This is a genomic window from Lactobacillus nasalidis (assembly GCF_016587775.1).
Taxonomy (GTDB): domain Bacteria; phylum Bacillota; class Bacilli; order Lactobacillales; family Lactobacillaceae; genus Lactobacillus; species Lactobacillus nasalidis.
This window is the reverse complement of sequence record NZ_BOCG01000105.1, coordinates 1-14,065: the sequence shown is the minus strand read 5'-3', so window position 1 is coordinate 14,065 and position 14,065 is coordinate 1. Positions and strand designations below refer to the sequence as shown.

Sequence of the window (14,065 nt, the reverse complement as noted above, 5' to 3'; positions counted from 1 at the left end):
CAGTGACAACACGCCCAAAAGCAGGCCCGCTGCCGGCAGCAGGTAGCCCTTGAGGTGCTTGCGGTCTTCTTCCTTGACCGACCCGGCCAGGTAGTAAAAAGGCAAAGCGAAGGCCATTGAGGCCAGGAAGGCGGCAATTTCACCCACCAGAGACGGCAGAGCGAAACCGGCAAAGATCAAAGAAACCAGGCACTTGATCAAAGCCACGGCTGCCCCGCCGCCGATGCCGAATACAAAAGTGGCAATCACGACGATGACGTCGGAAAAGTCCATCTTCAAAAAACTGACCCCGGGCATGATCGGAAATTCGAATTTCATGACTACAAAGGCGATCGCCCCGATCATGGCATAAGCAAGCCAGTTGCTGACTGATTTAGCTGTACGTTTGTTGGCAGCTTCCATTTGACATACCTCCATTAAAAAAGTCCGTTGCCTTGAAGAGCAACAGACCTTTCTTAACAAGCTTGCTTATTATTCCAGAGTCTGCCTTCTTCCATCTAGACTATAACTATCGGTAGCTTTACAGCATTCAACCACATGCGTGGCTCGCGGACTTGCACCGCCGGTCGGGATTTTCGCCCTGCCCCGAAGACAACTTATACTAATTTGGTTACCCTTACATTCTAGTCCTCCCGCTTGAGTCTGTCAACTTCTTTGTGGCTCAATTCGCGGTACTGTCCGGATGTAAGGCCTTGCAGGTCCAGGAAGGCATAACGCTCTCTGGAAAGCTTCTCAACCAGGTGGTTGACTGCCTTGAACATGTTCTTGACCTGGTGGTAGTGGCCCTCATGAATCGTCAGCTGCACGATCTGAGTCTGGGCCCGAGGGTTGGTCTTCAAGACCTTGACCTGTGCCGGCTTGGTCTGGTAGCGGCCGATCTTGACCCCCTTCTTCAAGGCCTTGATCTCGTCAGGCTGCAAGATGCCCTTGATCTTGGCCACGTAAACCTTGTTGACCTCATTGCGCGGGTGCATGAGCAGGTTGGCCAGTTCCCCGTCGTTGGTCATCAGCAGCAGGCCGGAAGTGTCGTAGTCCAAGCGGCCGACTGGATAAAGCCGGTATGGCAGGTCGGCAAAGTAGTCTGCCACCGTTTTTCTGCCCTTGTCGTCCTTGACCGTGGAAATAACCCCCCGCGGCTTGTAAAAAAGGAAAGTATGGTGGCTTTCTCTTTCGATCGGGTGGTCATCGACCACGACTTGTTCGATCGAGCTGACCTTGGTGCCCAGCTTGGTCACGACCTGCCCGTCAACCCGTACCCGGCCGGCCAGAATCATCTTTTCAGCTTCTCTTCTGGAAGCGATACCTGCTTGCGCGATTACTTTTTGCAAACGTTCCTGCATTATAAATCCTCCATCTTCTGCAAGGCTTCGTCAGCCGTGCCGTTTTCCGCGAATAAATTGACCTGGCCGTCGGCATCGAAACTGCTGTCTTCGAAGTTCTCGATCACCGGCAAGTCAGCCAGGGACTTGTAGCCGAAGTACTGCAGGAAATAGTCGGTCGTGACGTACAGCTTGGGGTGCCCGGGGGCCTCCTTGACCCCCTGGGATTTGACCAGGCCCCGCCAAACCAAAGTCTGCAGGGCGCCGGAAGAATTCACGCCGCGGATTTCGTCAATTTCGATCCGCGTGATCGGCTGCCGGTAGGCCACGATCGCCAGAATTTCCAGAGCCGACTGGCTGATGGTTTTCGTCAGATCCTTGTTGAAATAGGCTTCCACCAGGTCACTGACTTCTCCGGCAGTCGTCAGCTTGTATTCATCATTGATTTCTAAAAGCTGCAGCCCGCTGTCTGGATCAGCCGCCAGTTTCGCTTGCAGCTGCTGGCCGGCCTGCTTCAATTCAGCTTCGCCAACCTGCAGCAGCTCCTGCAGCTGGCTGAACTTGATTCCGCTGTCGCCAGCCACGTACAGCAGGGCTTCCAGCTGGGCAATTTTACTCGTCATGCTTGATTCTCTCTAACTCTAAGTCGCCGAAGCGGCGCTTTTGACTAACTTTAAGATACTTGTCCTTGACCAGCTCCAAGATCGCCAAAAACAGGCCGACCAGGTCTGCCAGGCTGGCCACCTGGTCGCTCAAGGCAAAAAAGCTGGACACCGGCTGCTGGTCCAGTTCCTCTTTGACCCAGGCAATCATCTCCTGAATCGGCCGGCCGGTCAAGGTGACTTGCGCGTGGTCGTGTCTTTTCTTGAAGCGGCGCATGGCCAGGACAAAGCTGGCCGTAAGCTCCTGGCGGCTGATCTGCCCTAGGGGCAGCGGCTGCACTTTGGCGTCAGCGGCCACGCTCGGTTCTTTGGCGGCCAAAACCGGCACCTCGTCGTTTCTGACCTTGAAGTAGGCCGATATTTTCTTGAAGACCGAATACTGAACCAGCTGCTCCACCAGTTCCTCCCGGGGGTCGGGCAGGTCTTCCTCGGTTTCCACAAAGTCGTTTTTGGGCAGCAGGTACTGGGACTTGATCCGCAGCAGCGTTGCCGCCATCACGAAATATTCCCCGGCCAGCTGCAGGTTCAGCTGCTGCATCTGCTGCAGATAATCGAGATACTGCTGCGTGATGCGCGCGATCGGAATGTCGTAAATGTCTAGTTCCTGAGACCGAATCAAGTGAAGCAGCAGGTCCAGGGGACCTTCAAAATTCGGCAGCTCAATGGTCATGCTATCGTTCATCATTTTTCAGATACTTCAGTAAATATGTATATTCCGGAACCGTCAGCAGCTTCAGCTTGCCGGATTCCTGTTTCAGTTCCTGCATGAGCCGCGTGAAGTGCTCATCATCGCGAAAGCCCGGTGCCAGCGACAAGTAGCGCAGCACTTGGCAGCCGGACCCGATCTCGCAGCCCACCAAGCCGACGATGTTCTGCTCCTGGTCGCGGTAAAGGTACAGCCGGTGCGCCGGATCGGCAGCATACAGCTGCATCTCCTCTTGGAGGTTCTGCAGGTTTTTGAAATCCGGCAGATAGGACAGCAGGCCCATCGCTACTTTTTCATAGTCCTTCTTATATGGTACTAACACATCGATCACCTTCTCAGTCAAACCCGGGGATGCGTCTTTTGATAGACGTCCAGGATATGCTTTTGCGTCAGGTTGGTATAGATCTGCGTCGTCGAAATATCGGTATGGCCCAGAATTTCCTGCACCACCCGCAAATCGGCCCCGTGTTCCAGCAAGTGCGTGGCAAAGCTGTGGCGCAGAGTGTGGGGCGTCACGTCCTTGTCAATTCCGGCCTGCCCGCAGTACTTCTTGATCTTCTGCCAGACTGCCTGCCGGGTAAGCTGGCCGCCGCGGCTGTTTAAGAAAAGGTAGTCGCTGTTTTTGCCACTTTTCAGCAGCTGCTTTTCACGCACGGGCAAGTACTTTTTCACCCATTCCAGGGCCAGGTCGCTCACCGGGATCAGCCTTTCCTTGCTGCCCTTGCCCAGAACCTTGATCAGCCGCAAATCAGCATGCACGTCGCCCAGCTGCAGGCTGATCGCCTCGCTGACCCGCATCCCCGTCGCGTAGAGCAATTCCAGCAGGGCCCGGTCGCGCAGGCCCAGGTCGGTGTTTACGTCGGGCTGCTCCAGCAGGCGGCTGACCTCAGCCTCAGTCAGGGCCAGCGACATCCGCTTCTCCCTTTTCGGGGCATCAATCTGGCTCATCGGGTCCAGGGCAATCAGCTGCTGGCGCACCAGCCACTGGTAAAAGCGGCGCAGGGTCGACACCAATCGGCTGATCGAGCTGTTGGCCTTGCCCAGGTCGCGCTCTTTGGCCAAAAAGGCATCGATTTCGACTGCTTCCAGCGGCCAGCCCGGCAGCTGCTCGGCCTTCACGAAGGTCAGAAACTCCTGCAGGTCCTGCTGGTATGCCGCGATCGTGTTCTGGCTCAATCCCCGCTCAATCTGGCTGTAGCGCAGGTAGTCGTCAATCTGCTCCGTGAGCTTATTCATCTTCAGCGTCCTTGATCATCGTGATCGTGCCGGCTTCCTTGTCCTGGCTGACCAGGCCCCGCTTGATCAAGTTTCCCAGGGCCCGCTTGAAGGCCGACTTGGAAATTCCAAAGTAGTCCTTGATGGCTTGAGCGTCGCTCTTGTCGCTGAAGGGCAGGGTCTTGTCGCCCTTGCGCCGCAAAGACATCAAAATCATTGCCGCGTCATCGTCGATTTCTTCAAAGGCCCGCGGCAAAACGCTCATGTTCAGCCGGCCGTACTGGCTGACGCCGATCACCCGGGCCTTGACCTCCTCGCCCAGCCGCAGCGGCTGCTGCATCTGCGAGGCGTGGATGAAGCCCAAGTAGTAGTCATTGGTCAAGACAAAGCAGCCCAGGGACTTGCTGGAATAAACCCGGGCCAGCAGGTTCTTGTTGACCAGATTGTTTGGAAAACGTACTGAAACCTGCTCGAAAATGTTTTCATCAGCTGCCTTGGCCCATATTCTTTCCTTTTCATCCGTTTCCAGCCGGACGAGCAAACGGTCGTCTTTTTGTGGCCAGCGGGCTTGATCAAGCGGCAGGTCGTCCAGGGACATGACCACGTCCTTGTCTGGCAGGCCGATATCCAGGAAAACCCCCAAACCCCGCTGTACTCTGGTCACCGTGGCCCAGCCGTACTGGTCTTGCTGGGCAAAAGGCAAAAACTGGGTCATTTCCCGTTCGTGCTTTTGGTTGTCATAAACAAAACCAGTGATTGCATCGCCCATTTTGGGCGTTTCTTCCTGCGTCAGCTCTTGTTTCTTCAATTTGAACGTCACCCCGTCGACCTGCACGAAATAGGCGTCGGCGTTGCTGTCGATTATTTTTCCGGTACGGATTTCACCAAGCATATTCTGCCTCCAACTTTACATAATTCTAATGCTAGTATACGGGATTGGCCGGAGAAAATAAAGCCATTGCTAATCTAATTTCTGCCCTATCGCTAATTTTTTTCATTTCCAGCACATTTTCTTCTATTTTTAATCAACGTTTGACCAACTTCTTTAATTAACCTATGTAAACATCAAAGGAGGTTATCATGACCAAGAAAAAACACCTTTACGAGGTTGACTTGATGCGCTGCTTCTTTATGTTCGGCGTTGTTCTCAACCACGTTACCAGTACCTTCGCCGCGGCACTGGGCAACAAGGACACGGCTGCCGGGCGCGTGCTGGTGTCAACTCACCTGATCCTGCACTTTCCCCGCTTTGGCTTTATGTTCATCACCGGTTTGGTGCTTTTCCTCAGCTATTACGGCCGGCCCGAAAAACAAAACTGGCCCCAGTTTTGGAAGAAGCGCTACATCGGCAGCGGCATCCCCTACCTGTTTTGGAACGGGGTCTTTTTAGCCTTTTTGCTGCTGAGCAGCGGCACTTTCAGCTGGAACTCCTGGTTCACCGGCTGGCTGGATGCCATCAGCAAGGGTAATCAGTTCTACTTCTACTACATCTTCTTGATGTTCCAGCTGTACCTGATCTTCCCGCTGGTGCTCAAGCTGTTTGATTTATTTAAAAACCATCTCAATCTCCTGCTTGCCCTCAGCGCTGTTTTACAGCTGGGCCTGATGGTCTGGGCCAAGTACTTCTACCCGAGCATGGACCACAGCTCCTGGCCGTACCTGCTCAAGTACTACGGCAACAACATTATTTTCTACCAGTTCTACTTCATCCTGGGCGGCTGGGCCTGGTGCCACTACAACCAGCTCACCCGCTGGCTGCTGCAGAACCGGGGCCTGGTCTTCAAGACTACTGCCTTGACGGCCGTGGGCACCTTGCTGCTGTACCAGTTCAACGTCCGCGCGCTGCATCTCAGCCAGCACTCGGCCAACTTGATCCACCAGCCTTACATGATGGTCTACGCGGTCACCATGATCGCCACGATCTTCACGCTTTGCCTGCTCTACGCTGAAAAGCGCAGCAGCTGGCTGGAGAAAAAGCCTGCTTTCATTCATTGGGTCGACCGCTCCAGCGCCATTTCCTTCGGCGTCTACCTGGTTCACTCGATTTCAATCGTGCTTTTGTCCAATGTCCTGGAACAGGTTCAGCTCAACCAATGGATCATCCTGGCCCTGCTGCCGCTTGGATACGCGGCCTGCCTGGGACTGACCTGGCTGATCGCCGACTTTTTATACATGACACCGCCATTTGGCCGCTTAATTGGTCGACCAAACGGTCGCAAATTGATCGCTCGTTTTAAAGGAGAAATATCATGACCCGTTTAACTACCGACTTACAAGCAAACATCCAAAAGAACCAAAACCGCAACATTTTGATGGACCTCAGCCGTCACCTCTGGTTTACCGGCCAGGACATTGAAGACGACGTGGCGGTCTTGCAAAAGTGCTTCCGCGCCAGCAATCTGGCCGGAGGCGACCGTGTCTTGATGCGCCTGGCCAACAGCCCGGTCTATATTCCGATCAACCAGGCCATGTGGCGCATGGGCATCACTCCGCACCCGGTCTCTGCTTCAACTCCGGCCCGGGAGCTCCTGCGCCAGCTTGACGAACTGGAATACCCGGCCTTGCTGGTCGACCAGCAAATGGCTGATGAAATCGACCTGCCTGGCTTTCAGAGCTTCGCTTTAAACTTGAAGACCATGCCTGACCTGGTCTTCTTCTGCAAGCCTGGCCTGGCAGCCGGCCGCTCCTGTGAACCGACTGAAGAATCGCTTGGCTTGATTCTGAGCACTTCCGGGACTACCGGCAAGCCAAAGCAGGTCGGCCTGACTCACGCCATGATGCGGGCTGCTGCTCAGTATGACAAGGACAGCCACCGCTTGACCCCGGATGATACGGTATTGGTCGTCATGCCGATGTTCCACATCAATGCGCAAATGATTCTGACGACCAGCAGCCTTTTGGCCGGCGGCAGAATCGCCATCGCGCCCAAGTTCTCAGCCAGCCGCTTCTGGGGCTGGGTTCATGAAGCCGATGCCAGCTGGTCCTCAATCGTGCCGACGATCGTCATGATCCTTTTGAAGAATGAGAACGCCCTGGCCGCCTACAAGGCCAACCCGCAAAACCGCCTGCGCTTTATCCGCTGCGCTTCAGCCATGCTGCCGGTTGCCCGCCACAAGCAGTTCCTGGAGACTTACCATGTTCCCCTGCTTGAAGGCTACGGGATGACCGAATCCTGCTCACAATGCACCCTTAACCCGCTGGATGCCATCAAGATCGGGTCGGCCGGCAAGCCTTACCACACCGAAATGGCCATCTTCGCCGACGGCAAGTATCACGAATACGGCAAAGAAAGCAATGTCAAAGGCGAGATTTGCATCAAGGGCCACCACGTCATCACCCACTACCTGTCCGGCAGCCAAAAGGACTTCCAAAACGGCTGGTTCCATACTGGCGATTTGGGTTACTTTGACGAAGACGGCTACCTGTGGCTGGAAGGCAGAATCAAGCACCTGATCAACCGCGGCGGTGAAAAGGTCAGCCCGATCATCGTCGAAAACGTCATCTCTGAACTGCCTTTCGTCAAGGCCGTCGCCGTCGTTCCAACCCCGGACGAGTTCTATGGCGAAGTCGTTACTGCCGCCATCGTGCTTGACCCGAGAGCCGGCATCGACCCTCAGCAAGCCCGCCAGCAAATCGACGAGCACTGCCGCAAGAATTTGGCATCCTACCGTTGCCCAAGCAAGATCTTTTTCGTGGATCAATTCCCGCTTAACCCGACTGGAAAAATCAAACGGCCGGAACTTGCAGCTGAACTGGTTCAATTAGAGAAACAAGGAGCTTAGATTTTTCATGAAAAAGAAGCACAAACACCTGGCTAGAAAAATTTTCTTGACTGTTTTGCTGGTCCTTTGGGCCAGCGTGGTCGTTTATTCCCAAGTCGGCAGCAGCAGCTCATCGAGCTCCAAACTGACGACGATCAAGATTGGTTACCTGTCCGGTGACGAAGTCGCCATCTCCAAAACCCGCGGCGTTTTGAAGAAAAAGATGAAGGCCCAGGGCTACAATGTGGTCTTCAAGGAATTCTCTTCCGGGGCTGAAGAAGTCCAGGCCCTGGCTTCAGGGTCAATCGACTACGCCCGCTGCGGCGACACGCCGCCAATCACCGCCCTGGCCGCGGGCAGCAAGCTAGCCTACATCGCGACTGGCGGTACTAAGAGCAAGGGGACCGGCCTCCTTGTCAAGAAGTCTTCCGGCATCAAGACCGTGGCCGACTTGAAGGGCAAAAAGATTGCCTACACCAAGTCCACGGCTTCTGAATACTTCATCCGGGCTCTGCTGGCCAAATACGGTCTGAAGTCCAGCGACGTGCAGCTGGTCAACCTGGAAACCAGTGCCGCAACTGTGGCCTACTCCAAGGGCAAGGTCAGCGCGATCGTTGCCTGGGACCCAACCACTGCCCAGCTGGAAGCCAGCGGTTCAACCCTGCTTTACACGGGTGACGACGTTTCCTACAACAACCGCAGCTACATCATGTCAACGCAGAAGTTCGCCAAGAACAACGAGGCCGTCAGCCAGCTGCTGATCAAGTACCTCAGCCAGGACATGACCTGGGCAAACAAGCACCACGCCAAGCTGACCAAGATGCTGGCCAAGGCCATGAGCCTGAAGGAATCCGTCGTCAAGAAGATGATCTCCCGGCGCTCCTACGACTTCGGTGCCGTTACCAAGACCGCAATCAAAGAGTCACAGGCGATGGCCGACACCTTCTATAAGGCTGGCGTCATCAAGACCGACCCGAAGATCAGCAAGTACGTTATCGACATGAAGTAAGAAAGAGGCTACTCAATGCAAGAGAAAAAAGCTTTTAACTGGAAAAAAGACCTATTGCCTTGGGTCCTGCCCGTTGCCATCATCTGTTTCTGGCAAATCAGCGTGCAGTTTAAATGGATTCAGTCAGAATTCCTGCCTGCCCCGACTGCCGTTCTGGCTACCGCCGTCAAAGACTGGCAAAGCGGCACCCTGCAAAAGAACATCAGCATCAGCCTTTACCGGGCTACCATGGGTTTCCTCATTGGTGGCGGCAGCGGCTTTATCCTGGGCATCTGCTCAGGGACTTCAAAAGTCTTCCGGCAGGTTTTTGACACTACCATCCAGATGCTCCGGACGATTCCCAACATGGCCTTGATTCCCTTGATCATCCTGGTAATGGGGATCGACGAAGGCTCAAAGATCACCTTGATCTCCCTGGCCTGCCTGTTCCCGATGTACATCAACACCTACCACGGCATCAGCTCGATTGACCCTGACCTTTTGGAAATGGGCCAGGCCTACCAGCTGTCCAAGTGGCAGATGTTCAAAGACATCATCTTCCCAGGAGCCCTGCCAACCATCCTGATCGGCGTCCGCTACGCCCTGGGGACCATGTGGGTTGCTTTGATCGTGGCCGAGACCGTTTCAGCAGACTCAGGCATCGGCTACATGTCCACCAACGCCCAGCAGTACATGGACGTGACCACCATCTACCTTTGCATCGTCTTATACGCCCTGCTCGGGGAACTGTCCAACTTTATCGCCCACAACTTCGAAGTCATCTTGCTTGACTGGCGCAACAGCCGCACTACGGAATAGGAGGAATCAGCCATGTCTTTTCTTGACATCAGCAACTTAAGCCAAACTTACGGCGACAAGGAAGTTTTAAAGAACGTCAACTTGGGAATCTCCAAGGGCGAGTTTATCGCCCTGGTCGGGATGAGCGGGGGCGGCAAGTCCACCCTGCTGCGGCTGATCGCCGGCTTGGAAAAACCGACCGGCGGCTCCATCACCTTCAACGGCCAGCAATTAAGCGGCTTGAACCAGCAGGCCCGGGTAATGTTCCAAGACGACCGGCTCCTGCCTTGGAAGACCGTGCTGGGCAACCTGCTGTTGACAACCGACGACCTTGACAAGGCCAAGCGCCTCTTGGCCAGAGTCGGCCTTGAAGACTACGCTGACGCGTATCCAGCCACCCTTTCAGGCGGGCAGAGACAAAGAGCCGCCCTGGCCAGAGCCTTGATCTCCTCACCGAAGCTGCTCCTTTTGGACGAACCGCTCGGTGCCCTGGATGCCCTGACCAGAAGCAAGATGCAGGAACTGATCCTGCAAGTATGCAAGGAAGAAGGCATCACCACGGTTCTGGTCACTCACGACGTCCGTGAGGCAACCATCATGGCCAACAAGATCTGGGTCATCAAGAACCACGGGATTGCCGCTGAAATGGTCAACGACTTCCGCGACCAGTACGATGATCAAGCCCAACTGGCAAAAGACAAGATCGTGCACGACACTTTGGAAATCATCCTGGGCGAAGACGACGCTGCCGCCTAGCCCATATCTAAAAAGCTTCAGCAAACTGTTTGCTGAAGCTTTTAGTTTGCCCTTAACCGTTTCGGCTCTTCCTTAGCCGCGCCCTTGCCCCTCTATAGCAAGCCAGCATTAGGCCCGCTAGGGGGCTTTTGCTGCTTGACGGAGATTTCCCTGCCTTAGGCATAAAGGCGCTGAGAGAGGCTGAATCTGGCTTCTGCTTTCCCCGCATTTAAAGAAAAAAGGGCAAAAAAAGAGCTCGGTCATGCGATCGAGCTCTTTTTATCTGTGGTTGTCAGACTTGCAATCTTAAATTACAGGTTTGAAACTTCACCTTGGTAAATTGCGCCGCGACGAGCGTCAACAGTCAGAGTTGAGCCGTCAGCGATCTTTGAAGTTGCGTCAGCAGCGCCGACAACAACCGGAATGCCAAGTGATACGCCGACAACAGCTGCGTGGCTGGTCAAGCCAGAAGCTTCAACGATCATACCGCTGGCCTTCTTGATGGCTGGCATGTAGTCCTTGTCAGTAGTCTTAGCTACCAGGATGTCGCCTTCGTGAACCTTAGCGTTGGCTTCTTCAGCACTGTTGGCAACAACTGCCTTGCCGATTACTGAGCCAGTACCTACGCCCAAACCTTGAGCAACTTGGTTGCCGATGATTTGCAGCTTCATCAAGTTGGTAGTACCTGATTGGCCGAATGGTACGCCGGCAACGATGATTACCAGATCGCCGTCCTTTACGAAGCCCTTTTCCTTGGCTACGCGAGCAGCTTCTTCGAACATTTCGTCAGTGTTTGAAGGTTGCTTTGCCAAAACTGGTTCAACGCCCCATACGATACCCAATGAGTGTTGGATCTTTTCATCGAAAGTCAAGGCAACGATGGTTGCGTCTGGACGGTACTTGGAGATCATACGAGCAGTGTAGCCGGAGCTAGTAGCAGTGATGATGGTCTTAACGCCCAATTCTTGAGCAGTCCGGACAACTGATTCACCGATAGCTTCAGTTACGTTTGAGCCCTTGTATTCTTCAAAGCGTTGCAGGGCCAAAGTGTTCCGGCTGTCCATTTGCTTTTCAGTCCGAACGTCGATGTCGTGCATAGCTTGAACTGATTGTACTGGGTACAAACCGTTTGCTGATTCACCTGACAGCATGGTTGCGTCAGTACCGTCAAGTACGGCGTTGGCAACGTCAGTTACTTCGGCACGAGTTGGACGTGGGTTTTCTTGCATTGAGTCCAGCATTTGAGTAGCAGTGATAACTGGCTTGCCCAAAGCGTTGCACTTCTTGATCAAAGTCTTTTGTACGAACGGCACGTTGATGAATGGGATTTCAACACCCATGTCACCACGGGCAACCATCAAACCGTCTGAAACTTGCAAGATTTCGTCGATGTTGTCGATACCTTCTTGTGATTCAATCTTTGGGAAGATCTTAACGTATGATGCGTCAGCTTCTTCGCAAAGTGCGCGAATGTCAAGAACGTCTTGAGCCTTACGTACAAATGAAGCAAAGATGAAGTTAATACCGTGCTTCAAACCAAAGCGGATGTCGTCAGTGTCCTTTTCAGTAATCCCTGGGAGGCGGATTTCAACACCTGGAGCGTTAACACCCTTCTTTGAGCCGATTACGCCAGTGTTTTGAGCTTCACAAACCAGTTCACGCTTTTCTTCGTCCTTGGCCTTGATAGTCAAGCCAACAGCACCGTCATCGATCAATACAGTGCCGCCAACGTGAGTGTCGTCAAACAGACCTGGGTAGGTAACGTGGATCATGTCCTTGTTGCCGGCCTTGGTTGCGTCCATTGACACGCGGATTTCGTCACCAGTGTTGATCGTGAACTTGCCGCCTTCTTGGTCAGTGGTTCTGATTTCAGCACCCTTGGTGTCCAGAGCGATGCCCAAAAGCTTGCCAGTCTTCTTTTCAACTTCACGAACCATGTTCATTCTTGCCAAGTGTTCTTCGTGGTCACCGTGTGAGAAGTTGAAACGGAATACGTTTGCGCCTGCTTCGGCTAACTTGGTAATAGTTTCAATATCGTTTGAAGCTGGTCCTAAAGTACTAACAATCTTCGTTTTTTTCATCTTGAAAAAATCTCCCTAAATCAAAAACTATAAAAACAACTATCTTGATAAATCTTCATTGAGCTTTAACAAGTCATAGTCACCCTTGTGAGACTCATCAAATAAATCAAGGATGTCGTGTGAAGTAACCTTGCCGTTTTCAACGCCGACAGCCAGGCCGCCCTTGCCTTCCAACAGCAAGTGAACAGCTGCGCTGCCCAGCTTGGAAGCAAGCACACGGTCAGAAACCGTTGGCGTACCACCACGCTGCATGTGGCCCAAAACATTGGCACGAACGTCGAAGTCACCATACTTCTTCAGTTCAGCCATGAACTGGTCAGCAGTCATGACGCCTTCAGCAACGACAACCAGGCCGTGGTCCTTGCCGCGTTCCTGGGCTTGCTTCAGGCGGTTAGCAATTTCTTCAACGTCATATGGCTTTTCAGGAATGACAATCGCGTCTGCCCCGCAGGCTACGCCGACACGCATAGCGATGTCGCCGCAGTTGCGGCCCATTACGTTGACAATGAAGACCCGGTGGTGACTTGAAGCAGTGTCACGGATCTTGTCGATCGCGTCCATTGCAGTCATGCACGCCGTGTCATAGCCGATCGTGGCATCCGTGTAAGGGATGTCGTTGTCGATCGTGCCTGGCAGACCAATTGAGTTGAAGCCGTGGCGGGTCAGCTGCAAAGCGCCGTGGTAGGAACCGTCCCCACCGATGACAACTACAGCGTCGATGCCGTGCTTCTTCAATTGAGCAATACCTGCCTTTTGGCCCTCTTCTTCCGCAAATTCAGGATAACGCGCAGTGTAGAGGAAAGTACCGGAAACATTGATCAAGTGGGCTACGTCTTCACTTTCCAATGGGAAGATGTCGCCTGCGACCAAACCTGCAAAACCGTATCTGATGCCGAAAACTTCCAAACCGTTTGCAATAGCGACTCTGGTTACGGCTCTTACGGCTGCATTCATACCAGGGGCGTCACCGCCGCTGGTCAAAATACCAATCCGTTTCATGAATTCACCTCATCATGATTTAAATTGTGTAATATCTCACATCACATAAATCATAACATTTTTACCGCATAAAGTCTTGTAAAATCTGGTTTAAATTCGATTTTTTCAGCATTTTCAGCTGTTAGGGCTTACAAATCCTATCCTGGCGTTTACTAATTTTTTCACTAAAGTTAGATTTTTTCAAAAAAGCAAATTGGTCAAGTTGTTTTTGCCCCCTTAAGACTGCAGATTGACGGCCCGCAGGCCATAAATTTTGAAGTCCAGCGCCCCCTGTCCGCTCAAAGCTTCCAGTTGCAAGAGATAGTATCCGTCCGGCTTTAAGTCCAGCTGCAATTGCCGCATTTCTGCAGCAAAAAGCCAGCAGCGGTAGCGCCCGGAAGAGTCAGCAAAGATCAAAGTCGCCATCTTCTGGCCCCGCTTGTCTTCCAAATAGCGCACCGCCAGCAGCTTGCCCAGGGCCCGGCCACGCTCTTTGACCCGGAAGTCGCCCAGGCGCTTGGTCTGGTAGCGTTCGTCAAAAAAGCGCTCCAGGGCAATTTCCTTGGGCCGGACTTCCACCGGCTTGACGGCCGCCTCCTGCTCCAGGCGCTTTAAGTCCAGCGGTTTCAAGTCGCGCAGGATAAACTGGTAGCCGCGCCCGTCTTCCTGGTCTTCTCTTTTGTCGACTTGCAGCAGATACAAGCCGTCAGGCGCCAGCAGCTGGGCAAAGCGGCGGTACTGGTCAGTAAACACGGTCACTTTCTCGCTGCTGCTGCCGTCGGTAAAGACGGCATTGCTGCCCAATTCGCCGGCATGCCGGCC

General features: G+C 53.6%; 14 protein-coding genes, 1 pseudogene and 1 riboswitch. Of the genes and pseudogenes, 5 read left to right on the top strand and 10 right to left on the bottom strand.

Annotated elements, in window-relative coordinates; genetic code table 11:
• The 7 genes from lacNas_RS01460 to lacNas_RS01430 all read right to left on the bottom strand — a co-directional run.
• Positions 1-402 (bottom strand): ECF transporter S component (locus lacNas_RS01460; protein ID WP_201346526.1); only part of this gene is annotated, 402 nt, incomplete at its 3' end.
• Between the two features lie 79 nt (positions 403-481).
• A riboswitch (FMN riboswitch) is annotated at positions 482-597 on the bottom strand.
• A gap of 26 nt (positions 598-623) precedes the next feature.
• Positions 624-1,340 (bottom strand): pseudouridine synthase, encoded by a 717-nt coding sequence (locus lacNas_RS01455; RefSeq protein ID WP_201331667.1) that lies wholly within the window; start codon positions 1,338-1,340, stop codon positions 624-626.
• Positions 1,340-1,942, bottom strand: a complete 603-nt coding sequence (gene scpB / locus lacNas_RS01450; protein WP_201331666.1) for an SMC-Scp complex subunit ScpB — start codon at positions 1,940-1,942, stop codon at positions 1,340-1,342. Before scpB ends, lacNas_RS01455 begins: the two co-directional genes overlap by 1 nt.
• Positions 1,932-2,666: a segregation and condensation protein A gene (locus tag lacNas_RS01445; RefSeq protein WP_201331665.1), complete on the bottom strand. Its 735-nt coding sequence runs from the start codon at positions 2,664-2,666 to the stop codon at positions 1,932-1,934. Before lacNas_RS01445 ends, scpB begins: the two co-directional genes overlap by 11 nt.
• A complete protein-coding gene (locus tag lacNas_RS01440; RefSeq protein WP_201331664.1) occupies positions 2,653-3,009 on the bottom strand; it encodes a reductase in 357 nt (118 codons plus the stop codon). Before lacNas_RS01440 ends, lacNas_RS01445 begins: the two co-directional genes overlap by 14 nt.
• A 17-nt stretch (positions 3,010-3,026) precedes the next feature.
• The gene (xerD, locus tag lacNas_RS01435) at positions 3,027-3,923 is read right to left on the bottom strand and encodes a site-specific tyrosine recombinase XerD (RefSeq protein WP_201331663.1); all 897 of its coding nucleotides are present in this window, start codon (positions 3,921-3,923) and stop codon (positions 3,027-3,029) included.
• Positions 3,916-4,794 (bottom strand): CvfB family protein, encoded by an 879-nt coding sequence (locus lacNas_RS01430; RefSeq protein ID WP_201331662.1) that lies wholly within the window; start codon positions 4,792-4,794, stop codon positions 3,916-3,918. Before lacNas_RS01430 ends, xerD begins: the two co-directional genes overlap by 8 nt.
• 188 nt (positions 4,795-4,982) lie before the next feature.
• Here lacNas_RS01430 and lacNas_RS01425 point away from each other — a divergent pair, with 188 nt between their 5' ends.
• The 5 genes and pseudogenes from lacNas_RS01425 to lacNas_RS01405 form a co-directional block, all read left to right on the top strand.
• Positions 4,983-6,155 carry an acyltransferase gene (locus tag lacNas_RS01425; RefSeq protein ID WP_201331661.1) on the top strand — a complete coding sequence of 391 codons (1,173 nt, stop codon included), beginning with the start codon at positions 4,983-4,985 and terminating at the stop codon, positions 6,153-6,155.
• Positions 6,152-7,684, top strand: a complete 1,533-nt coding sequence (locus lacNas_RS01420; protein ID WP_201331660.1) for an AMP-binding protein — start codon at positions 6,152-6,154, stop codon at positions 7,682-7,684. Before lacNas_RS01425 ends, lacNas_RS01420 begins: the two co-directional genes overlap by 4 nt.
• A gap of 7 nt (positions 7,685-7,691) precedes the next feature.
• Positions 7,692-8,672, top strand: a complete 981-nt coding sequence (locus lacNas_RS01415; protein WP_201331659.1) for an aliphatic sulfonate ABC transporter substrate-binding protein — start codon at positions 7,692-7,694, stop codon at positions 8,670-8,672.
• A gap of 15 nt (positions 8,673-8,687) precedes the next feature.
• Positions 8,688-9,470, top strand: a complete 783-nt coding sequence (locus lacNas_RS01410; RefSeq protein WP_201331658.1) for an ABC transporter permease subunit — start codon at positions 8,688-8,690, stop codon at positions 9,468-9,470.
• Between the two features lie 96 nt (positions 9,471-9,566).
• Positions 9,567-10,205: pseudogene (locus tag lacNas_RS01405) on the top strand (ABC transporter ATP-binding protein); the annotation flags it as partial.
• A gap of 290 nt (positions 10,206-10,495) precedes the next feature.
• Here the strand turns inward: lacNas_RS01405 and pyk are convergent.
• The 3 genes from pyk to lacNas_RS01390 form a co-directional block, all read right to left on the bottom strand.
• The gene (pyk, locus tag lacNas_RS01400; protein WP_201331656.1) at positions 10,496-12,265 is read right to left on the bottom strand and encodes a pyruvate kinase; all 1,770 of its coding nucleotides are present in this window, start codon (positions 12,263-12,265) and stop codon (positions 10,496-10,498) included.
• A 39-nt stretch (positions 12,266-12,304) separates the two neighbouring features.
• Entirely contained in the window at positions 12,305-13,264 is a 960-nt protein-coding gene (pfkA, locus tag lacNas_RS01395) for a 6-phosphofructokinase (protein WP_201331655.1), read from the bottom strand.
• Positions 13,265-13,480: 216 nt separating this feature from the next.
• On the bottom strand, positions 13,481-14,065 hold a 585-nt coding region (locus lacNas_RS01390), incomplete at its 5' end, for a single stranded DNA-binding domain-containing protein (RefSeq protein ID WP_507762769.1).

Bases quoted from the DNA above. Each gene is read 5' to 3' on its own strand.
- lacNas_RS01455 (WP_201331667.1), bottom strand. From the start codon at position 1,340: ATGCAGGAACGTTTGCAAAAAGTAATCGCGCAAGCAGGTATCGCTTCC.
- scpB (WP_201331666.1), bottom strand. From the start codon at position 1,942: ATGACGAGTAAAATTGCCCAGCTGGAAGCCCTGCTGTACGTGGCTGGC.
- lacNas_RS01445 (WP_201331665.1), bottom strand. From the start codon at position 2,666: ATGATGAACGATAGCATGACCATTGAGCTGCCGAATTTTGAAGGTCCC.
- xerD (WP_201331663.1), bottom strand. From the start codon at position 3,923: ATGAATAAGCTCACGGAGCAGATTGACGACTACCTGCGCTACAGCCAG.
- lacNas_RS01430 (WP_201331662.1), bottom strand. From the start codon at position 4,794: ATGCTTGGTGAAATCCGTACCGGAAAAATAATCGACAGCAACGCCGAC.
- lacNas_RS01425 (WP_201331661.1), top strand. From the start codon at position 4,983: ATGACCAAGAAAAAACACCTTTACGAGGTTGACTTGATGCGCTGCTTC.
- lacNas_RS01420 (WP_201331660.1), top strand. From the start codon at position 6,152: ATGACCCGTTTAACTACCGACTTACAAGCAAACATCCAAAAGAACCAA.
- lacNas_RS01415 (WP_201331659.1), top strand. From the start codon at position 7,692: ATGAAAAAGAAGCACAAACACCTGGCTAGAAAAATTTTCTTGACTGTT.
- lacNas_RS01410 (WP_201331658.1), top strand. From the start codon at position 8,688: ATGCAAGAGAAAAAAGCTTTTAACTGGAAAAAAGACCTATTGCCTTGG.
- pyk (WP_201331656.1), bottom strand. From the start codon at position 12,265: ATGAAAAAAACGAAGATTGTTAGTACTTTAGGACCAGCTTCAAACGAT.
- pfkA (WP_201331655.1), bottom strand. From the start codon at position 13,264: ATGAAACGGATTGGTATTTTGACCAGCGGCGGTGACGCCCCTGGTATG.